Annotated in this window: 18 protein-coding genes and 1 tRNA gene; 7 read left to right on the forward strand and 12 right to left on the reverse strand. The window is 42.3% G+C overall.

Translation table 11 applies throughout. The annotated features are described in order from the left end of the window. Nucleotides 1-42 precede the first annotated feature (42 nt). Nucleotides 43-1584 (reverse strand): L-piperidine-6-carboxylate dehydrogenase, encoded by a 1542-nt coding sequence (gene amaB / locus AC59JO_RS14805; RefSeq protein WP_497306188.1) that lies wholly within the window; start codon nt 1582-1584, stop codon nt 43-45. A 239-nt stretch (nt 1585-1823) separates the two neighbouring features. Here amaB and AC59JO_RS14810 point away from each other — a divergent pair, with 239 nt between their 5' ends. The 4 genes from AC59JO_RS14810 (at nt 1824) to AC59JO_RS14825 (ending at nt 9193) form a co-directional block, all read left to right on the forward strand. Beyond that, entirely contained in the window at nt 1824-3227 is a 1404-nt protein-coding gene (locus AC59JO_RS14810; RefSeq protein ID WP_091172989.1) for a tetratricopeptide repeat protein, read from the forward strand. 270 nt (nt 3228-3497) lie between these two features. Further along, nucleotides 3498-4259 (forward strand): phosphosulfolactate synthase, encoded by a 762-nt coding sequence (locus AC59JO_RS14815; protein WP_413669931.1) that lies wholly within the window; start codon nt 3498-3500, stop codon nt 4257-4259. Nucleotides 4260-4882: 623 nt separating this feature from the next. Then, nucleotides 4883-8221 (forward strand): vitamin B12-dependent ribonucleotide reductase, encoded by a 3339-nt coding sequence (locus tag AC59JO_RS14820; RefSeq protein ID WP_497306191.1) that lies wholly within the window; start codon nt 4883-4885, stop codon nt 8219-8221. Nucleotides 8222-8401: 180 nt separating this feature from the next. Beyond that, nucleotides 8402-9193, forward strand: a complete 792-nt coding sequence (locus AC59JO_RS14825; RefSeq protein WP_413669929.1) for a DUF1835 domain-containing protein — start codon at nt 8402-8404, stop codon at nt 9191-9193. A gap of 159 nt (nt 9194-9352) precedes the next feature. Here AC59JO_RS14825 and AC59JO_RS14830 read toward each other — a convergent pair whose 3' ends face one another. Then, the gene (locus AC59JO_RS14830; RefSeq protein ID WP_413669928.1) at nt 9353-10918 is read right to left on the reverse strand and encodes a glycoside hydrolase family 10-like protein; all 1566 of its coding nucleotides are present in this window, start codon (nt 10916-10918) and stop codon (nt 9353-9355) included. Between the two features lie 334 nt (nt 10919-11252). On the opposite strand from AC59JO_RS14830, the gene AC59JO_RS14835 reads away from it, so the two are divergent. Further along, complete coding sequence (locus AC59JO_RS14835) at nt 11253-12170, forward strand: DUF8428 domain-containing protein (protein ID WP_413669927.1); 918 nt, start codon at nt 11253-11255, stop codon at nt 12168-12170. A gap of 335 nt (nt 12171-12505) precedes the next feature. Here the strand turns inward: AC59JO_RS14835 and AC59JO_RS14840 are convergent, their stop codons facing one another. From AC59JO_RS14840 to AC59JO_RS14885, 10 genes are all read right to left on the reverse strand, one after another. Then, a complete protein-coding gene (locus tag AC59JO_RS14840; protein ID WP_413669926.1) occupies nt 12506-13306 on the reverse strand; it encodes a hypothetical protein in 801 nt (266 codons plus the stop codon). Nucleotides 13307-13330: 24 nt separating this feature from the next. Next, complete coding sequence (locus AC59JO_RS14845) at nt 13331-13831, reverse strand: heavy-metal-associated domain-containing protein (protein WP_413669925.1); 501 nt, start codon at nt 13829-13831, stop codon at nt 13331-13333. 68 nt (nt 13832-13899) lie between these two features. Further along, the gene (locus AC59JO_RS14850; RefSeq protein ID WP_413669924.1) at nt 13900-14289 is read right to left on the reverse strand and encodes an HYC_CC_PP family protein; all 390 of its coding nucleotides are present in this window, start codon (nt 14287-14289) and stop codon (nt 13900-13902) included. A gap of 169 nt (nt 14290-14458) precedes the next feature. Further along, the gene (locus tag AC59JO_RS14855; protein ID WP_413669923.1) at nt 14459-15139 is read right to left on the reverse strand and encodes a YiaD family glycine zipper/OmpA-like lipoprotein; all 681 of its coding nucleotides are present in this window, start codon (nt 15137-15139) and stop codon (nt 14459-14461) included. A gap of 255 nt (nt 15140-15394) precedes the next feature. After that, on the reverse strand, nt 15395-16729 hold the full coding sequence (locus tag AC59JO_RS14860; RefSeq protein ID WP_497306195.1) for a sensor histidine kinase: 1335 nt from the start codon (nt 16727-16729) through the stop codon (nt 15395-15397). Nucleotides 16730-16733: 4 nt separating this feature from the next. After that, nucleotides 16734-17417, reverse strand: coding sequence for a response regulator transcription factor (locus tag AC59JO_RS14865; RefSeq protein ID WP_090532151.1), 684 nt, complete (start codon nt 17415-17417; stop codon nt 16734-16736). Nucleotides 17418-17426: 9 nt separating this feature from the next. Then, the gene (locus tag AC59JO_RS14870; protein WP_497306197.1) at nt 17427-18299 is read right to left on the reverse strand and encodes a hypothetical protein; all 873 of its coding nucleotides are present in this window, start codon (nt 18297-18299) and stop codon (nt 17427-17429) included. Between the two features lie 25 nt (nt 18300-18324). Beyond that, on the reverse strand, nt 18325-18663 hold the full coding sequence (locus AC59JO_RS14875; protein ID WP_413669920.1) for a hypothetical protein: 339 nt from the start codon (nt 18661-18663) through the stop codon (nt 18325-18327). A 185-nt stretch (nt 18664-18848) separates the two neighbouring features. Continuing rightward, nucleotides 18849-19787 carry an FAD:protein FMN transferase gene (locus AC59JO_RS14880; protein WP_413669919.1) on the reverse strand — a complete coding sequence of 313 codons (939 nt, stop codon included), beginning with the start codon at nt 19785-19787 and terminating at the stop codon, nt 18849-18851. Nucleotides 19788-20711: 924 nt separating this feature from the next. Then, nucleotides 20712-21188: an Lrp/AsnC ligand binding domain-containing protein gene (locus AC59JO_RS14885; RefSeq protein ID WP_090532141.1), complete on the reverse strand. Its 477-nt coding sequence runs from the start codon at nt 21186-21188 to the stop codon at nt 20712-20714. A 152-nt stretch (nt 21189-21340) separates the two neighbouring features. Here AC59JO_RS14885 and AC59JO_RS14890 point away from each other — a divergent pair. Both AC59JO_RS14890 and AC59JO_RS14895 read left to right on the forward strand, forming a co-directional pair. Further along, nucleotides 21341-21451 (forward strand) — tRNA-Asp (locus AC59JO_RS14890). A 328-nt stretch (nt 21452-21779) separates the two neighbouring features. Further along, nucleotides 21780-22172 carry a DUF1801 domain-containing protein gene (locus tag AC59JO_RS14895; RefSeq protein ID WP_413669918.1) on the forward strand — a complete coding sequence of 131 codons (393 nt, stop codon included), beginning with the start codon at nt 21780-21782 and terminating at the stop codon, nt 22170-22172. The last annotated feature ends 119 nt before the right edge of the window (nt 22173-22291 follow it).

Below are 22291 nucleotides of genomic sequence, written 5' to 3' on the forward strand. Positions count from 1 at the left end.
ATCCCATCAATCCTAAAAATCCCCCAAATCCCGGTTCAGAAATTACAGATCAAACTTTATCCCCTGGGCTAATGGCAACGTTTTTGAATAGTTTATAGTATTGGTTTGCCGCCTCATATAAACTTTCCATGCGTCAGAGCCTGACTCCCTGCCGCCGCCGGTTTCTTTTTCACCGCCGAATGCGCCGCCTATCTCCGCACCCGATGTACCGATGTTAACATTGGCAATTCCGCAATCAGAACCAGTGTACGATAAAAATTGTTCTGCCTCGCGCAAATTATTGGTCATGATGGCCGATGATAAACCCTGCGGAACGCTGTTTTGCAGTTCAATGGCTTCATCAATAGTACTGTATTTGATGAGGTAAAGGATAGGTGCGAAAGTTTCATGTTGCACTATTTTAAAGTGATTTTCGACCTCGGCAATACATGGTTTTACATAACAGCCGGATTCATAGCCCGCACCTTCCAACTTGCCGCCCTCAACCACAAAATTGCCCCCTTCGGCCTTGCATTTCCCGATAGAATCAAGATAAAGGGCAACAGCATCGGTATCAATCAGCGGGCCCATGTGGTTGTGCTCATCTAATGGGTTTCCAATCCTGATCTGCTTGTACGCATTAACCAGTTTTTGCTTAAAGGCTTCGTAAACACTTTCGTGAATAATGAGCCTGCGGGTACTGGTACAACGCTGACCTGCTGTCCCCACCGCCCCAAACACTGCCCCGATGAGCGACATATCCAGATCGGCATTTTCGCTGATGATAATTGAATTGTTACCGCCAAGTTCCAGCAGGCTTTTACCCAGTCTTGCGCCAACAGCAGCACTCACCGCTTTGCCCATGCGGGTTGAACCGGTGGCTGAAACCAGGGGAACGCGTGTATCAGCAGCCATGAGTTCGCCTATGTTACGGTCGCCAATAACGAGGCATGATACACCTTCGTCAATGTTATTCTTTTTAAAAACTTCCTGCGCAATGTGCTGACAGGCAATAGCAGTTAACGGTGTTTTTTCGGAAGGTTTCCAGATGCATACATCACCGCAAACCCAGGCCAGTAACGAATTCCAGCTCCAAACCGCAACCGGGAAGTTAAAGGCCGAAATGATGCCAACTATACCCAGTGGATGGTATTGCTCGTACATGCGGTGCTCTGGTCTTTCGCTGTGCATGGTTAAACCATACAACTGGCGGCTCAGGCCTACAGCAAAATCGGCAATATCTATCATCTCCTGTACTTCGCCAAGGCCTTCCTGCAGGCTTTTGCCCATTTCGTATGATACCAAAGTTCCCAGATCTTGCTTGGCAGCGCGTAAAGCTTCTCCAATCTGGCGTACTATTTCGCCGCGTTTAGGGGCGGGGGTTTTACGCCAGGTTTTAAATGCTTTGGCAGCTTGTTCAACAACCTGGTTATAATCGGCTTCGGTTGCCATACGTACCGAAGCTATCTTTTTACCGTCGACCGGCGAGGTTATATCTTTTACTGCGGCACCGGCGTTGCTGCCCCAGTTGCCGCCTGTACTAAAGGCATCATTAATATCGTTTATATGTAAACGTTTTAGGATATCTGAAATATTAGGTTCCATAATTGTTACTTTTGCCAAAGGTAGAAATCTTTAAGGCAATTTTTCAGTATCACTCATCCGTTGCCTGTTGTATTCATTGTCATTAATTATCAATGCTTTGTATTGAACAGTTGTTAAGAATGTTTGAATGTTGAAAACTAAATTGCATTTTGGTTGCTTACTTGTTGTAATTTGAGTCTCAATAAGTCTTTACAAGGCAATTTGTCAACCTAAAGCGGATGTTCTGCAAACAAAATTGAATGGAAGAAGAATTTGAATTTGGTTTTACCGAAGACCCAAAATTCTCGGTAGAACGGTACGAGGAAATGATCAGAAATCAGGACTTGTACTTTTTTGATGCCCAGGCGTTTGAGAACATTATCGACTACTACATCGAAAAGAATGATCCGGCCAGGGCATTACAGGTAGCAGAGTACGCGCGGAGCCAGCACCCTTTTGCGGCAATTTTCCTGATCAAACAGGCCCAACTGCTTGTGGTAAGCAACAAAGTTCCGGAGGCTTTTGCCGCACTGGATCAGGCTGCTATGCTTGAAGCGTCTGATGCGGATATATATATTATCCGTGGTAACCTGTATGAAAGCCTGGAACGTTATTCGGAGGCGCTGGAAAACTACGAAAAGGCCCTTGACCTTGCCGAAGAGACCGACGAGATCCTGCTGCACATTGCCTACGTTTACCAAAACATGGGCGATTATGATACTGCTATAACTTACCTTAAGCTTTGCCTTAAGCAAAATATGGAAAACCAGGATGCCCTTTACGAACTGGCTTTTTGCTACGACGTAATGGACAATCAGCAGGAAAGCGTTCAATTTTATCAGCAGTATATCGATAACGAACCATACAGCTATGCGGCCTGGTATAACTTAGGCAACGCCTACACCAAGTTGAGCCTGTTTGAAAAAGCCATTGATGCTTATGATTATGCTATATTAATTAAAGACAGCTTTGCATCGGCCTATTTCAACAAAGGCAATGCACTGGTTAACCTTGAAAAATATGCTGAAGCTATAGAAGTATACCGCCACACCTTTGAGTATGAGCAACCTAATGCCGATACGTATTGCGCCATTGGTGAATGCTATGAAAAGCTGGAACAGATGGACGACGCGCGCGCCTTCTACAAAAAATCGGTTAAGATGGATCCGAAACTGGCCGATGCCTGGTTTGGGATTGGTGTTACCCTTGATTTTGAAGAACGTTATTTTGAAGCTCTCCACTTTTACAAAAAAGCGCTCGACCTGGATATAGCCAATGCCGATTACTGGTTTGCCATAGCCGATGCCGAGTATAAGCTTGGCCATTTAGACGAAGCAGAAAAGGCTTACGAAAAAGTAGTGGAACTGAATCCGCTGGATATTGATGCATGGCTTGATTATTCATCGATACTTTACGAGCAGCAAAAGCTTAATGAAGCTATTGAAATTATTGCCCAGGCCATCAAAAACAATCCCGAAGCGGCTGAACTATACTATCGTATGGTGGCCTACCTGTTTGCAAAAGGCGAATACAACGAAGCCCTTAACAACCTCGAATATGCCTTGGCTGCCGACCCGGAAAAACATTATATCCTGTTCGATTACCTGCCGCAATTGCAAAAGAATAAGGTGATTGTGGATATCATTAACAGGTATACCAAGTAGATGTGCAAATAGGTACGATGTGCAGATTTTAAATGTGCAGATATGCAGATGAAAAAGCAGATGGCTTGATGAATAAATCAGGTTCATCTGCTTTTTTTGTTTTATGTTACTAAATATGCTTTTTGTAATCTTCAATCTGCACATCTGAAATCTGCAAATTCGCACATCAATTTTAAGATCATTTAACATTTGAAATTTGCACATCTGCATATTTGTTGCGACCTTTGTCTCGTTAGAACTTTTAGTTATAGGCTATAACAAATACTTACAATGAACTACACTATCAATCATCTTCCCGACCGTACAGCTAAACCACGTGATAAAGGCATTACTATGGTTATGGATAAAGGGCTTAGTTTGCGACAAGTGGAAGATTTTATTGAGGTGGGAGGCACGTATACTGATATTGTAAAGCTGGGATGGGCTACATCATATGTTACGCCTAACCTCGAGGAAAAGCTAAAGCTATACCGTGAAGCCGGAATCCCGGTTTATTTTGGCGGAACGCTATTTGAAGCCTTTATTGTACGGAACCAGTTTGATGATTACCGTCGCTTACTGGATAAATATCAGCTGGAACATTGCGAAGTATCTGACGGATCAATCACTATTGAGCATGATGTAAAATGCAAATACATCAGCGAACTGGCTAAGCAGGTAACTGTAATATCTGAAGTAGGCTCAAAAGATGTACAAAAGATTTTCGCACCATATAAATGGATCAAACTCATGAGTGCCGAAATTCAGGCTGGCTCATGGAAAGTGATCGCTGAAGCCCGCGAAAGCGGTAACGTAGGTATCTACCGTGATTCGGGTGAGGTACGCCAGGGGTTGGTTGATGAGATCCTGACCCAGATACCAGAAGAATCTATTATTTGGGAAGCGCCTCAAAAAGCGCAGCAGGTTTGGTTTATTAAATTGATAGGGGCGAATGTGAGCCTGGGCAATATCGCTCCAACGGATATTATACCGCTTGAAACCTTAAGGTTGGGTATCCGCAGCGATACATTCGACCATTTTTTAGAGATGTAATTGTTGACTGATCTTAATATAACAATTAACCCAGCCTCCGGAGCAATCCGGAGGCTTTTTGTTTGTGTCTTGTCCTATTATATGTTTACATTTTTAGCGCAAGTCTTGTGTTTGGGACGATGAGCGTGGCTGACTTGTGCTTTCCTTGCTAAATCCTATTATACGTTTACAAGGGCCCTAAAGGCACAAGTCATCCCCACACGGGAGATCACACAAGACTTGCGCCAGCTGGGACCACACAAGACTTGCGCCAGCTGGGGGGACTTGTGCTTTTCTTGCTAAATCCTGTTATACGTTTACAAGGGCTCCTAAAGGCACAAGTCATCCCCACACGGGCGACCACACAAGACTTGCGCCAGCTGGGGGCCTATTATTGTAAAGCCTTTACATAACTAACACTTCCCCTCCTGAAAAAATATGAAATTTATAATTATTAACATTGTAAAAATCTAAAAATCAAGCTGTTTAATTCGCGTAATCCTCATCCTGCGCAATTGCTGTCAATCCTGTGGAAAACTCCGGCTATTAAGCTATTCAGCATACTAATAGATTTGAGTTAAAACCCCTGAACCTTTTTAGTGTTGCATCTACTCAGTTAATTTTATCATAATTTACGCAAGGCTATGGCTAAAAACATTACCAGTAAATCGCCCGCAGCAGGCGGAGGCAAGGGACTCAAAACAGAACGCTATTTTAGCAAAGAAGGCACCAGTGTTTACGACCTGTTTAAATATGAAAAACGATCGTCGGTTATCCGCAACCCATCTGGTGATGCTGTATTTGAAATGAACGATGTTGAAGTGCAGGCTGGCTGGTCGCAGGTGGCTACCGATATCCTGGCTCAAAAATATTTCCGTAAAGCAGGGGTGCCACAGCCCGATGGCACAACCGGATCGGAAAAAAGCATTAAACAGGTTGCCCACCGTATGGCCAATTGCTGGAAAGATTGGGGCATGCGTTACGGTTACTTCGCTACACCAAAAGACGCCGATATATTTTATGACGAAATTGTTTACACCATAGTGGGGCAATTGGCAGCACCAAATTCGCCGCAATGGTTTAATACCGGTTTGCATACTTCATACGGTATCACAGGCAAGCCGCAGGGGCATTATTTTGTGGATCCGGTAACAGAACAGCTTAGCAAATCAACCTCGGCCTACGAGCGCCCGCAGCCCCATGCCTGCTTTATCCTTTCTGTTGATGATGACCTGGTGAATGAGGGTGGTATTATGGACCTATGGGTTCGAGAGGCTCGTATTTTTAAATATGGATCGGGTGTGGGTACAAACTTCTCCAAGATTCGGGGTGATAATGAAAAACTATCGGGAGGTGGTTATTCGTCGGGGCTGATGTCGTTCCTGAAAATCGGCGACAGGGCAGCCGGTGCCATCAAATCGGGCGGTACAACCCGGCGGGCGGCCAAAATGGTTTGCCTCGATCTTGATCACCCGGAAATAGAAAGCTTCGTGAATTGGAAAGTGGAGGAAGAGAAAAAGGTAGCTGCCTTGATAGCCGCCGGTTATTCTTCCGATTATGAGGGCGAAGCTTATCGCACTGTATCCGGTCAGAACTCCAATAATTCGGTGCGGATCCCTAATAGTTTTTTCAATGCGCTTAAAAAAGGTTCAAGCTGGAACCTGACCAGCCGCATGAGCGGTAAAACCGTAAAATCTATATCTGCACAAAAGCTTTGGGATGATATTACTTTTGCAGCATGGGCCTGTGCCGATCCGGGTGTTCAGTTTGACAGCACCATTAATGAGTGGCATACCTGCCCCGAAGGTGGCAGGATCAATGCATCCAACCCATGTTCGGAATACATGTTTTTAGATAATACGGCCTGCAACCTGGCATCCATTAACCTGGCTCATTTCTTTGATCCGCAAACCCGGGTGTTTGATGTAAAAGGTTTTGAGCACGCTTGCCGCATGTGGACTATAGTTCTGGAAATATCTGTGCTGATGGCACAATTCCCTTCAAAAGAAGTTGCTCAATTATCATATGATTACCGTACGCTTGGTTTGGGTTATGCCAATCTCGGTTCGGCGCTGATGGTAAGTGGTATTGCTTACGACAGTGACAAAGCCCGTGCCATCGGCGGTGCAATTACCGCTATCATGACTGGCACAGCCTATGCCACCTCAGCCGAAATGGCCCGCGAACTGGGTACTTTTAGTCGTTATAATGATAACAAAGCCCACATGATGCGGGTAATGCGCAACCATCGCTACGCGGCCTACAACTCTACCGAAAACTATGAGGGACTGGAAACTGCTCCACCGGGTATCAACCAAAAAATCTGCCCTGATTATTTGCTTTCAGCGGCCTGTAATGCCTGGGATAAAGCGGTTGAAATGGGCGAAAAATATGGTTACCGGAATGCCCAAACTACCGTTATAGCGCCAACCGGTACTATCGGTTTAGTAATGGACTGTGATACTACCGGTATCGAACCTGATTTTGCGCTGGTTAAATTTAAAAAACTATCTGGCGGAGGTTATTTCAAGATTATTAACCAGGCCGTACCCGAAGCCTTGCGTAATTTAGGTTACCAGGAGCATGAGGTTACTGCCATTGTTAATTATGCTAAGGGCGCGGCGACTTTAAAAGGTGCACCACACATCAACATTGATTCACTTAAAGCCAAAGGGTTTACAGACGATGAACTGGAAAAACTGGACAAGGCAATGATATCCGCTTTTGAAATTAGCTTTGCGTTCAACATCTGGACGTTAGGTGAAGATTGCCTGAAACGCCTGGGCATGACTGCCGAGCAATACAATGCGCCCGATTTTAATTTATTGAAAGCAATCGGTTTTAATAAAAAACAGATTGCCGAAGCTAACGAATATATCTGCGGTACAATGACCATTGAAGGTGCTCCCTACCTTAAACAGCAACATTATACTATTTTTGATTGTGCTAATAAATGTGGGGCGAAAGGCGAGCGTTACATCCACGCTCATGGCCATATCAAAATGATGGCTGCCGCACAACCTTTCCTTTCTGGCGCTATTTCCAAAACTATTAATCTGCCAAACGAAGCTAAAGTTGAGGAGATTAAAGATTGCTATGAGCTTTCATGGCAGTTGGGCTTAAAGGCCAACGCGCTTTACCGCGATGGCTGTAAATTGTCGCAACCGCTTTCAACCAAATCGGATGTTAAAGAGGAAGCCGATGATAAACTGGACACTGTTGAAGAAGTATTGGGCGAAGCCGCCAATGTAAAACTGGCAGACTTAACCCCGGAACAGGTTATTGAAGCCGCCATGGCCATCATGGAAAAATCAAAGGATACCGCTTTCATGCGCCAGTTATCGCGGGTGGTTGAAAAGAAAAGCCTGCCGTATAAGCGTCGTGGTTTTACGCAAAAAGCCAATATTGGTGGCCAAAATGTATTTGTACGTACCGGCGAATATGAGGACGGCACCCTGGGCGAAATTTTTGTGGATATGCACAAAGAGGGAGCTACTTTCCGCTCACTCATGAACTGTTTTGCTATAGCCGTTTCGGTAGGTTTGCAATATGGCGTGCCGCTTGAAGAGTATGTAGAGAAATTTACTTTTACCCGCTTTGAGCCGGCAGGTATGGTAATCGGTCACCCGAACATTAAGAGCGCTACTTCTATTATCGATTACATTTTCAGGATGTTGGGTTACGAATACCAGGACCGTACCGATCTTGTACACGTTATTACCGACAAGAACGGTGTGTTGGGCAACCCGCAAATGGGCGATGAGGATTTTAATACTGATGAAACTAATGTTTACCAGCCATCTACCCATAATCAGGTATCTTCAGATAATTCTTCAAATGGTCAAAGAAAAGGCTTATCTTTCGACGTTAGTATGGGCGTACAAAGCGATGCGCCAAGTTGCAACGTTTGCGGGCATACCACCGTACGTTCCGGCACCTGCTACAAATGTTTAAATTGCGGCAACTCTATGGGGTGCTCTTAATAAATATGGATTTTTTAATCAATTATAAATAGTTAATTATGTGACAGCCCTGCCTCTCCGGTGGGGCTTGTTTGTTAAGAAAGGTCAAGGTATTTATAACAACTGTCATAGCAAATTAAGCAAATCAAAAAACTCCGCCTTTAGCGGGGTGGGGGGCTAATTATTTATAACTTAGCTTTTATGAACTCTATCCTACACATATTAAATGGCGATGCTGCGTTAGATGGTTTTGATCAAACCGGGCTTGATGGTGATGTTATGGTTTGGCGGGAAGTTTTTTCTGAGGGTCCGCTTCAGGAAAATATCCTTTCGGGCAGTTTTTGGAGTGCCCGCCGTGACTGGATCGAAAAGACATTTAACGCGCCGGAGGGCGATTACCAGCATAAAGTGTTGGACGAGCTCGGTAAATTGAACAGCCAGTACAAAGAGATTAATCTGTGGTTTGAGTTCGACTTGCATTGCCAGGTAAACCTGTTGGGAGTATTGGAGATGTTATCGCTAAAAACCGATATGTCGGCCCCGGCTATTTACCTCATTTGTTTGGCAGATTGTGTTCAGTTTGATAATAAGAAAGGATTAGGAGAGTTGACCGGCGAGCAATTTGAAGAGCTGTACGACGCCCGCGAACGGCTGAACGAGTGGGAGCTTGGCTTGGCCTTTGATGCCTGGAGATTGTACGTAAATAATGATCTGGCGGGATTAGAAAAATGGCTCAATGAAAACACTTTTTGGGGTGGTGTTCCGCTGCTTAAACCGGCATTAAAAGCGCACCTGAAACGGATGCAAAACAATGCAGATGGATTAACTTATATTGAGCAAAAACTATTGGATATCTACAAGAGCGGCGCAAAAACCAAAATCGAAATTTACCATGCCTTCTGGAAATCTGAAAGCATTTTTGGTATGGGCGATTTGGAGATTGATATCTACCTGGATAAATTGAAAGAAAAGGGTTTGATAGAGAAGATTTAAACATTGTGTCATTTCGACTGAGCAGGAAGGGGCAAAGCATTGGGGCGAAAGAGAAATCTTATGCGCCTGGTTGGGCGGTTAGCATGATCGCAAAGCATGATGTATAAGATTTCTCACTCGTTCCTCGTTTCGAAATGACAACGGATCTTATTAGATACCTTACGGCACCGTAACCGCAATCGTAGGTGATCGTTCGCTTTCATTTTTCATCCTATCCAGTGCCGTGACCACATAAAAATAGGTTTTGCCTTTTACGACGGTATTATCATCATACCCGAGTGTTGGATCATATTTGATCTTAAGGATATTTTTAGGATTGTCGATATTTATCTTTTCGCCATCATTAAAACGGTAGATCACATAGCCGTAAATAGGCTCTTCGTCTTTAGCTAAAGTTGGCGTAAGCCATCTTACCGCTACACTTCTTCCTGCAACTTTGGCCGTAACCTGTTGTGGAGCATTAGGCGGTATCGAATCGCGCCAAAGCATTACCGGTGGCAGGGCCGGGTATTGGTAATAATTATCACGCAGCGAATCGGTAAAGCCAAGCGGATTGCTGGTAAGTGAGTTAGAACTAAAATAAACACTACCCTGTACCCGGGGGTTATCGCGGATAAGTTCTATTTGTTGCGGCAACTGTGCCGGGTTTCTGAAAGCCTGAACCTTGCGTTCGTTAATACGATAAGCTGCCTGGCCTACGTACAGGTGCCTGCCATACGTGTTATCGCTCCACCAGCTTAAGAGTTTCTGAAAATCGGCGGCGCGGTTGCCTATCTGCCAGTAAAGCTGCGGGTTAATATAATCTATCCAGCCTTCCTTTACCCACTTGCGGGTATCGGCATAGTTTTCATAATAGGAAGAGCCACCGTTGGTTTCTGAGCCCTCATCGTTTTGTGCCTTATTGGCCCAGATGCCAAACGGACTAATGCCGAATTTGATATTAGGATCATGCGCATGAACGCTATCGGCAATCATATGTATCAGCAAATCCACATTGTGACGACGCCAGTCTTTGATATTGTCGTAGCCTTCGCCATATTTTTTAAACGTTTCTTCGTCGTTGATTTTTTGGCCGGCAATAGGGTACGGATAAAAATAATCGTCCATGTGTACGCCATCGATATCATAGTTATCCACCACATCCAGTATCACTTGTACAATATAATCCCGTACCTCGGGCAGGCCGGGATTAAAGGTTTTTATCCCGCCATAAGTAAAAAACCACTCTGGTTTTATCTTGGTAATATGTTGTGGACTAAGCGCTGCAAAGTTGCCGTCAAACGTAGCACGGTAGGGATTGAACCAGGCATGCAGCTCCATTCCGCGTTTATGTGCTTCGGTGATAGCAAACTCAAGCGGATCATAATTGGGGCTTGGGGCTTGTCCTTGCTTGCCTGTTAAATATTTTGACCATGGTTCCCGGCTTTTGGCATAAAATGCATCGGCAGCAGGCCTTACCTGCAACATAACTGCATTAATACCTGTTTCCTGGTGCGAGTTCAGTATATCAATCAGTTCCTGTTTTTGTTTTTCGGATGGCGATTTGGAATTGGTTGGCCAGTCGATATTAACTACGGTAGCTATCCATACCCCTCTGAATTCGCGTTTGGGCTGCATTTTTACATCAACCGGCGCCGGAACAAGCTCAGCCGGCTGCGCATTAACTGTTAAACTTGTAAACAGAATTATGATCAGAGGAAGTACAAACCGTTGGTATATATGCATTAAATAATATTAAGTTAGAAAGCTGCAAAGATATAAACTCATAACGTAGCAGGTTTATTATGAAGTATAAAAATTGAAGCCTTATTGTGTTTTAAACATTTTGTATTTATTTTAGCCCCACGCCTAACACAATTGATGTAATAAATTTTTTTAATCATATTTTTAGTGTTTTAACGTTCAATATGTTAACCATTAAAAATAAACAGCCTGTATATGCTTGCAGGATAGCGAATTACATTAATTAACAGTTGATATTTCGCCAAAAACAAACACTATAGCTAAGCTTTTGTTATACCACTTGCTTAACTATGCTAAAACTTAACATTTAATTGCTATGGAAAACCAATCTGGGCAACAACAACCTAAGAAAAACTCAAACGTCATTTATTTTCTTATTGTAGTAGTGCTTGCTTTATTGGGTACCGATGTGTACCTGTACCTGCAAAAAAACAACTCTGATAAAAAAATAGTTTACCAGCATGATGAGCAAACAAGACTGCAAACCGAGCTTGACAGTCTTGAATCGCAGGTTGAACAGGTCACTGCAGGCAAAGCCAAAATGACCGCGGCACTAACCGCAAAAAACGACTCGTTAAAGTCGACCATCAAAATTTTAAGGGCCAAACTGGCTAAAGGTAAACTTACCGCGCAGGAACTTGCCAAAGTACAGGAAGATGTAAAACAACTCCGCTACTTTGTAACCAAGTACACTGCCGATATTGATGAGTTGAAGAAACAAAACACCAACCTTACCAATGAACGGGATACTTTGAAAACCAACCTGGCAACGGTTGCCAAAAAGGTGGATACGCTCTCCAAACAAAACGAAGACCTTGGGGCTAAGGTTAAGGTAGCCCAGGCACTTAAGCTGGCGACATCAGATGTGGTAGCCTATAAAATAAGAGGAAGCGGAAAAGAAGTTGATGTTACCCGTGCAAATCCGGCTAAAAAGCTAAAAATCAACTTCACCGTGGCCAGCAATACTTTGGCTACAAAAGCCATGCATGATATTTATGTGCGTGTGATTGACCCAACAGGTAACCTCATCACCGCACCTGATTCAGGTACTTTCAGCGCCGACGGCCAGGATCTGCAATACACCTACAAAACATCAATTGATTTTAAAGACGATGGTTCACAATACACTATCGACTGGATCAACCCAACCCTGCCATTCCAAAAAGGTACTTATACTATTATGCTTTATGCTGATGGCGGTACTATGGGTAAAACAGGTATTACTCTTAAATAATTATCGACACTAATTTTTTCGAATTAGGACGAATTACACGAATAAAAGGAAGAGGCCCGGTTTGCTACGCAAATCGGGCCTCTTTGTATTTGATATCTCAAAAGAACGTTATTGCAATTACTGTGCAGTTATCCATTATTTCCAATTCGTGTAATTCGTCCTAATTCGAAAAAAATAGTGTAAATTATTACATTTTCATCGGAACCGGGCTTATCCTTAAATACACATACACTTCAACTCCAAATTGTGTGCTGTCATAAATGATGTTGAGCAAAAGCCCTACCCTATATCACAGATATGATGAACAAAAAATATGATTTCATAGCAGAGTAGGGTTACAGATTAAAAAAGTTGTACTCCAGCCTGATGAGGTACATGTTTTTGGTGTTCCGCTGCATATCATTATAGATAGGCGTACGGTACGAGAAATCCAGCCGGCAGGTACTGTTAAAAATCAATTGCAGGGCAGGGGCAACATCCAAATAACTTTCGCCATGCCCCGGATTTGTTTTGCCCAGCAGTTCACAATACAGGTTTAAGTTTACCTGCTTGTAGTCGCGATAATTGCGCGGCAACAGTAAATATCCGCCTGATAGGGTATAGGCAGCGGCATTGCGCACCCTATCTACCGGCACTTCATAATCTCCGCTGTTATTAAAAGCCCGCAAATAGCTTGCCGAACCAGACAATGCCAGCTTATGCAGCAATTGAGTGAAAACCACGCCTCCCTGAACTCCGCTGTTATCACCTTCTAAAGTGATCTCCCGGTTAACTATTGGGTTGCTGATGCTTGACAGCTTGGCAAAAAATGCGCCCCTGAAATGTTGCTGAACGGTATCAATAGATAGAAAACGGTATTTGGCATACACGCTTCCCCCTTCAAAATGCTGGTTGTTGCTGTAATAATCAGACATGTAAACCGAGCCATGAACCATCAGGTGACGATTAACGCCATACATTGCTTCAATAGTACTACGGTTTTTATACGATGGTTTGAAGTACCCCTGGTTTTCAAGACGGATGCCTAACGAGCCGGTTGCCATATTGCTGGCAGGCTCTGTATTTACATACAGTTCCTGTGCAAATAATGGGCAAGGCATTGCCATAAGGCAAATAGCCAATATGATCTTCTTCATAAAAATTGATGTTAAATGAAGAACTTATATTGCTAAATGATAAACACGACCGCTTGCAGGAGTGGCGTCGGTAACCTGACCAAGGTATTTTTTAGATACCGATTTGGGTGCAAAACCATTATCAACTACAGTAAAGTTGACATCGCCGGTAAATGATTTATCGGCAGCGTTAAGCAGATGATAGGTATCCCCTCCATAATTGAAAGTATTTTCGGCAACCTTGGTATTGGCAAAGTTAAAAGTGGCTTTTAAGCTGTTAACTGAAAACCCAGAGCCCTGAACCTTTTTGCTGATCTGCTCGAAATTTACAGGCACATCATTTTTAAAGGTAATGAGGTATGTATTACGGATAAGATCGGTTTTAATTTCGCCAACAAAAGGTAGCGTACGTAAGGCTTTCTCTGTTGATTTGGCGCAAAGGGCGCAGGTAAGACCGCTTACCTGTAGTTCGGCTTTAGTAAATTGAGCTTTGGCTGCGGTTACAGAAAGCGAAAATATGATGATGAATATTTTTAAAGATTTCATGTTGATCGTATAATTAACTGTTAGATAATAAACTGAAGATAAGGTTTATCGGGTTAGCAATTAACAGATCAAATACGGAAGATACAGTTGCGGATAAATGTAGCGATGCCTTGCGCAGGCGGATCTGGCGGGCCGCGGTCATAAAATTTGTCGGATGAAGAAGATGGCAAAGCAGGAAAAAGGCTATCAAACGACCAGCTTGGCAGTTCAAAACCAAATATTTTTGCCAAAAATGAAGTAGCTTCACCCTGGTGGGCATCCTTCACTTTTACTTCAACTTGCTTGTCCTTGCAGCATTTCATTTTGCCACCCTGCTTGTCCATTTTACAGTTAACAGCCGGGGCATCAATTTTTACCGATGCTACATAGTCACCGCAGATATGGAAATTAAGAGCAAAGCCCAGCACTGTAACTGTGTACAGCATAGTGAGTAATATTGCTCCTGATCTTTTTACCATATTACAAAAGTAGGTGATTAACTTGTTGATTACAAAATGTTTTTACCAGTTTGGGTGATCCATAGTTTAACAAATGTGCAAATAGTGATTTTGGCACATACAAAAAAGCCCCGGCCTTGCGCCGGGGACTTCCTCATTAAACTATTAACTGATCTTATTATTCGTTTGGTTATTGTGCAGATTGCTTAGCCTGCTCTTTCATTTTTTCGTTTGCAACAATAGTAATCTCAACCCTGCGGTTTTGCGCGCGGCCATCGGCAGTAGTGTTATCAGCAATCGGCTCACTTTCGCCTTTACCGGTTACTGTCATACGTGATGTTGCTACGTTACCTGCAGCCAGGTATGATTTTACCGCATCAGCTCTTTGTACCGAAAGTGTTTGGTTATAGCTATCAGAGCCGGTGTTATCAGTATGGCCGATGATGGTAATATTGGTTTCGGGATTTTTCTGCAATGAAGCAGCCAGATTTTGCAAATTGGTTTGTGCCGCCGGTTTCAAATCTGATTTATTGGTATCAAATAAAATACCCGAATCAAACTTTACCAAAATACCTTCGCCCTCGCGGGTTACGGTAGCGCCTGGTACTGTTTGTTTAATTTCAGCAGCTTGTCTGTCCATATTGCGGCCAATAAAAGCGCCTGCAGTACCGCCAACGGCACCGCCTATGATAGCGCCTAAAGCAGTATTACCTGCGGCCTTACCAATAAATGCACCTACTGTACCCCCGGCACCTGCACCAATAGCAGCACCTTTTTGTGTTTTTGTAAGTGAATTACATCCTGAGCCTAATATGCCTGCGGTAGCTAATGCTATGCCAAGGGTGGCTACTTTTAATTTTAGCGTTCTCATTGTACTTGTATAATTATGTTATACCGTATGTTTTACAAAGCAGGTGCCAAAATGAGGGGATGGCAGTTTTAATAATCACATTCCTTGAAAGGACATTATCCATCAATCATTGCAACATTTTTTTAATGATAAGTAAAGTTAATGTCGATGAAGTAAAGAATATTGGATTGGAGGTTTTTTTGCACTGCCCGGTTTTTAGTACAAAGCGGCGTAAAATTTTAGATACAGTACAACATGGCATGCTTTTTTGCTGTTTTAGGAAACAACAATTAGCGTTGAAGGGATGATAAGTTTAAAGGTGCTTCCCTTATCTTTTTCAGAAACTACGTCAATTTCAATATCGTGAAAGCCTGCAATTGATTTTACGATGGGCAGGCCCAGCCCAAAACTATCCTGCTGTAATGACTGTCTGAATTTTTTGAATCGGTTAAAGATCAGCGGTATGGCATCTTCGGCAATACCTATGCCTGTATCGGTTATGCTGATCACAAATTTACTATGTACAGCCACACCTGTTACATTAATACTCCCACCTTCATTATTGTATTTAATGGCATTGTTAATAAGGTTAAAAAACAGGTTAAAAAGTAAAAATTTATTGATATTGACAAAATGCCAGTTATCAGGCACCAACATATCATAATCTATGTTTTTATCCTGTAAACGGATAGAGATTTCGTCATAAACATCCTGCAAAAGCTCTGATACCGAAACTTTGTCTTCTTTTAAAAACTGTTCATTCTCTATCTGCGAAATAAGCAGTAATGTTTTGGTGATGCTTTTTAACCGGTTCAGGATCTTTTGCATCTCCAGTAACCTGCCTTTCAGCTCATCATTAATATCCTCCTCTTCAAACATATTCTCAATTTTTGACTGGAGGATGGAGATTGGCGTCATGAGCTCATGCGATGCATTGGAGATAAACTCCCGCTCTTTATGAAATTTATCGGCAATAGTTTCAATCATGTTATGGATGCTGATATCCAGGTGCTGAAAATCAGATGTGGTGGTTCGTACCTGCCGGTAAGTATGAAAATTAGGGAATTTTTGACCTACAAGTTTGGTTTTGATAATAAGCCGCAGGGGTTTAAGCACATAAGTTGAATACACCTGGTCGGCCAATACTGTAAGCAGGATCATGCCCAGTAGTACCTGGAAAGCTATATTTTGCAGCGGGACGCTGGTCTCGTCCAATGTATCTACGCTTTTGCCTATTTCAAGCAGGTAGTTTTTGTTTTTAACCTTAAAAGTGTGGCTCAAAATACGGTACTCTAAGGTATCGCCTTCACTAAAAAGCCGCTTGCCTCTTTTTATGGTATCAAGAAAGTAATCAGGGTCAACCTCGTCTAAGCTGATGTATTCTTCCTTAAGCGGAAGGTAGCTACCGTAAGCTTCACCGTTTTCGATATAAGTTTCAATGCCTTTGCTTTTGACAATTTGCAGTAGCTTGTTCTTTTGCTTAATAAGTTTACTATCAACATAATTTCGGCTGATGTTTTTGATCAATACAGGAACAAGCAATACAAACAGTATCACGATAACCAGCTTGGAGATGGCATTGAAAAGCGTAAGTTTTGTTCCTAATTTCAAATACTCAGGCGTTGATCTTTATTTTATAGCCCAAACCACGTACCGTTTCCAGCCAATCAGGTGGGGCATAGGCATTTAATTTTTTGCGGATGTTTTTTATATGCGCGTCTATATAATTGCTGTCGTAATCATTGTTTACCACACTGCCCCAAATGTGTTCGCTAAGCTGCATGCGGGTAAGCGTACGGTTTTTATGTAATATTAAATAGGCTATAAGGTCAAACTCTTTTTTGGTGATGGTATTTACAACGCTGTTATAATAGGAAATAGTACGCGCGGTAAGATCAATCAAAAAGCCGCCCAGTTCAACAATGTTATTTTTAACCCCAAACTTACGCCTGATGATGGCCTGCATACGGCTTTGCAGTTCAAGCAGCGAAAATGGTTTGGGCAGATAATCGTCGGCGCCGAGGTCAAGCCCTTTGATCCGATCGTTGATTTCTGCGCGGGCGGTGAGTATAATGCAAGCTGCTTCCGAATTAGTCTTTTTTGATTCCCTGAGCAGGTCGAGGCCATCGTAATCTGGCAAACCAAGGTCTATCAGTATGAAATCATACAGGTTGGTGGCAATTTTTTCGGAGGCCGAAGTGCCATCAAAACATACCTCGCAGATGTAGTTATAGTTTGAAAGAAAAATCTCCAGTTCGTGGGCAAGGGCTGTTTCGTCTTCTATTATTAAAACATTCATGTATTATGGCTAATAAAAAACGTAATAAAAAGTTAAGTTATAAAATGATTCACGGCGGTTAAGCAGTACCCCCTCTACGTTAACCGGAATTGAATATTTGTATGAAAATTCAAACGTATAATGCGGCCGGTTGTAAGCCACCGGAATTTTGAAGCTATAGTTCAACATATTGAACCGGCGGTTACGGCTTGCATAACGCGGATCGTACTCAATAGATATATTGGCAGCCTCGTCCCTGAAATGATGATCAAGCGAATAGCGCTGAACAAAGTTTTGTGTACCCAGGATGAAATTAAAAGACGGGTTAAAGGAAAGGAAATCCTGATCGTCAAAAATACTCCAGCTGCTTTCCCAATACTTAGAGTTACTTATTGTTAAAAAAATATCATTTGATTTACCAAAAAGATAATCAAGCACGGCACTTGTTTTTAGGTATTTCCAATCATACGAGTTTTTGAAGTTGATATCATTTGATGAGGCCGATTTAATAACCTGCGCGGCATCCCTGGCAAAAAAGAATCGTGTATAACTTGCAGAGCCTGAAAAAGCTTTTGAAAATTTATAAAAATATCCTCCGCCTAAATCCACCTCATCAACTGGCGCATAGCCCAAAACCTTAAAAGCCGAACCATATAAAAAAATGCCCGATTTGGTATTATAGATCAGATCGGCAGTAACAAAAGGATATTTTATCGGGCCGGTACGGCCAAAAAACAGCACATCGCTGCCATAGCTTACCCCTGCCGAAACAGACCGTTTGCGGATAATGGTATCAGAGTCGGCAGCTAAAGAATGCTTACCGGCAAAAAGGCGCAGATCAGTATCTCCGGCAAAGGCGGTACTGGCTGTAGCCATAAAAAGAAGTAAGCAAAGGTATTTCATCAATATATTTAACTGTTTAACCTGTTTAATTACCATTTCTCCTTGGTATTTCGGGCGGGCGCTCCATGCCTTCGGGGCGTCGTTGCCTTTTTGGCTTGGGCTTAGGCGGTACAGCATCGTCATCAACAGTAGCTGGTTTGGCCTGCCGTTTTGCTTTGGCTATTTCTTTGATCTTTTTCTTTTCGTCCTCTTGTTGCTTTTTGGTTTTGATAGTGTCGGCCGCTAATGAAGTATGCCACAAGATAGCCGGCATTTTGTTACCGGTATAAGCATGTGCATCAATGTTTTTTGTAAGGGCATTGGCAGATGATATACGTGTTGCAAATATCAATAACAGGACAATATACGCAAACCACTTTATCATTTAGAAGAGGAAAAAGTAAAAATAAGGCTCAAATAACGGTTATTTTAAATGTTTACACCAAAATGAGAAAGGTACAATAATAACAATTCATTTGCAGGGGCACTTGTAAAAATGCCGATGCAAATGAATAATAACAGATCACAATTATGATGAAAGGTTTATGAATGAACTTTAATTGCTGAAAACTAAAGAACTATATCTTTTGATGGATAAACCCTGTTTTGATCGTCGATGATAACACAGGCAACCTGGTTAAGCTGGTTGATCATGTATAAGCCGGCATTTACACCTATGGTTAGTATTGGTGTAGCTAAAGCGTCGGCAAATTCGGCAGTAGGGCTCAGGATGCTTGCACTTGTAATGCCGCTAACCGGGAAACCTTTTTTAGGGTTAAATACGTTAGTGAATTTTTTATTGCTGATGCTTGCATATTTTTCGGCGTTAACTGAAGTTGCAAAAGCAAGATTGCTGATTTCCAAATCGGCAAATGGTTGGTTTTGCTGGGTGCTGTCGGCATCGGCAACAGTCCATGGTTGCAGGTTTGGCTGCAGGCCCCACGCAAGCAGGTCGCCGCCAAAATTGATCACGCCACTGCTTACACCGTTCAGTTGCAATACATATTTTGCCCTGTCGGCAGCATACCCTTTGCCGTTGGCGCCAAAGCCTATGCGCATTCCTTTTTCTTTCAGAAACACAGTTTGTTTAACAGCGTCAAGTACAATGTTTTTATAGCTGGCAAGTGATAGCGTACGTTTTGTAGTTTTTACTGAAGCGGCTTCAACGTCATTTTCGTTAGCTACGCTATCCGCCAGGTAGGTAATATCAAAAGCACCGTAGGTAAGCTCAGCTATTTGCAAGGCCCTGTCAATAAGCCTGAAAGTTTCACCGTCGGCTTTTACCGGGGCAATGCCGGCGTTGCGGTTTATCTGGTTGATGCTGCTATCATCGCTAAATGCCGAAAGCAGTTTTTCAACCCTGTTAATTTCATCAATGGCAATGTCAATTTGCTCATCGGCCAGTAGCGGGTTATTACCCACTACACTAATCTCAAATTTATCGCCCATTAAACGCGCATTACGTTTGTAGACTATTAAATTATCGGTTAAAGTTTTTATAGCCAGCATAAAATTAGTTTTAAGTATCTAAAAATGAACACAAAATGTATTGTAATGTACCTTACGAGGGTTAGATCAATTACGCTACATCAATCCTTTACAAAAACTAAAGTAGCGGCGCTTTATGAAATTGAGATGAAAATGGACTTTTAATTAATGTAATTAACTGATTTTGACATTTTTTAACACTTAAATGATAAAAAAGGTTAAATGAACAAAAACGGCAGGCGGAAGAAGTTGTATTGAGGCTAGTTACGTCCCTTCCGGGTTTAAGTTAACCCACAAAATCTAAATGTTTCTAAGGGCTGGGAAGCAAGTTTACGATTACGAAACTCCGCTGGAGTCCAATATCTCTTTAAATTTTGTCTATAAACACGTAGCCTCTCTGAGGCCGCTTGGCACGTCAGCCATATTCAATATATTATCGTCCCATCAGGGTCTCTCGCAGAGGACCCTGATGTTTGCAAGCAGATTCGCTATTCAGAATATCTTGGTAGATGTTTAGGACGCGGTGAACCTCACGGTCCTCTCGCTGATTTAAGTTAACCCACAAAATCGATTGTGAAATTGGGTAATGTGCATAAGTTGAACCCCTCTGGGGTTCGGGAAAGGGTGTTATGTTATTTTCTACAAACCTTTTCCCCCTCTGGGGGATTTTTGCAATTTAATGAACAGGTATTAATTGCCAAGCACAGGTGCACCAGAGGTGCAAAAGGTTTGTAGCATAAAAATATATAGAAATAGCCTTTGCCCCAGAGGGCGCAAAACAAAACGCCTTACTGGTTAAATGACAAAGCAATTTTGTGGGTTAACTTAAATCTGCGAGAGACCCTGGGGGGTATGAATGGTTCTGTAAGCTAATTTTTATAAAAAACAAACACCCATAGCCCGGTAAAAACCAGGCTGGGCGTGTCAATAATTTTGAGTAAAAATTTATTCCAGCGTTATTTGCCTCCTGATACTTTCTTCAAGCGAGATAAAGGTTTCGGTACGTTGAATGCCCCTTACACCCTGGATCTGCTCGTTTAAAACTTCGCGCAGGTGAGTCGTGTCATGACATACAATTTTAGCAAAAATGCTCCATTCGCCTGTAGTGTAATGCAGTTCAACAATTTCTTTAATTGTTTTTAACTGCTTCACCGCTTCATTATACTGTGATCCTTTTTCGAGGTAAATACCCAGGAATGCAGTGATGTCATATCCTAATTTTTGCGGATCTACCTCAAGGCTGGCACCTTTTATTACACCCATCTCCTCTAACTTTTTCATCCGCACGTGTATGGTTCCGCCAGAAACAATCAACTCTTTAGCTATCTCGGTGTACGGAGTAGTAGCATTTTTCATTAATATTGATAAAATCTGGATATCAAGATTATCAATTTCTAAATTTTGAGCTTTTCTGTGGGACATAAATTTGAATATCTATATTGAAATACAAGTTTAATTAAAATTCGATTAAAAATAAAATATTTTTGTTGAAATATTTGCAAGAAATAGATAGTCCTATTAAATTTGTATCAAGCAAAAGGGAAATGCTTACCTGTTCTTTAAAAGAAAAACAATGTTGGGTGGTGAAATTTTTGGCAGACACACCTCCTTGTCCCGGTGGCGGAGATTATGGAAAACCCGTAAGGGCTAACCACTCTGTGAAGGTTCGAATCCTTCCCCAACAGCAAGTTTAAGTACAAAGTCAGAAGTCTTAAGTCAAAAGACTTGGAACTTCAGACTAACGACTTAAGACTTACAACACTGTAGGATGGTGAAATTTTTGGCAGACACACCTCCTTGTCGCGGTGGCGGAGATCTTGGGAAACTTTTAGTAATAAAAATAACCACTCCGTGAAGGTTCGACTCCTTCTCCTACAGCTCTTCTCATAATTTAGGTTTATAATTGGTTAGTAAAGGCCCCTGCCCATCAGGGGCTTTGCTGTTTTTATAGGTTTTTGTGTTGGGCGTAGCAATCGGAAAATAGTGTAAATTAGCATACCAGGCCAAAACCTCATGACACCATCCAACTATATCCTTGAACAAGCTGAAGAAAGACAGGAGCTTTTAACAAGTCTTCATCATGTAATTACCGGCAATGATGGGTCGATTGTACCAGGTGTCGAAAGTATGATGGGCAAACAAATGATCCTTTATAAAGAAAGAGGTTATATGAAATATGGACTGTCGGCGGTGAAAGCTTACATGTCGTTGCATTGTATGCCTATTTATATGAACCCGGTGCTCCATGCCAGGTATGCCGCGTTATTACCCGATGCTAAATTTCAAAAAGGCTGCATCAACTTCACGAGCTCCGGCGAAATTCCCCTTGATATAATTTCGGCCCTTATTACAGATTGCTCTGTGATAAGTATTGCTGATATGCTCGAAAACCGGAAGAGGAAATAATCTTCACTGTACACAGAGTTGTTCAAAACTGTCAAAACTACAGCAATAATAATGTGTCATTTTTACACATTGCGTCTTGTTTCGTAAAGATTTAGTTATAAATTTGGTAGGCAACAATT

The organism is Mucilaginibacter sp. A5337 (genome assembly GCF_059690695.1).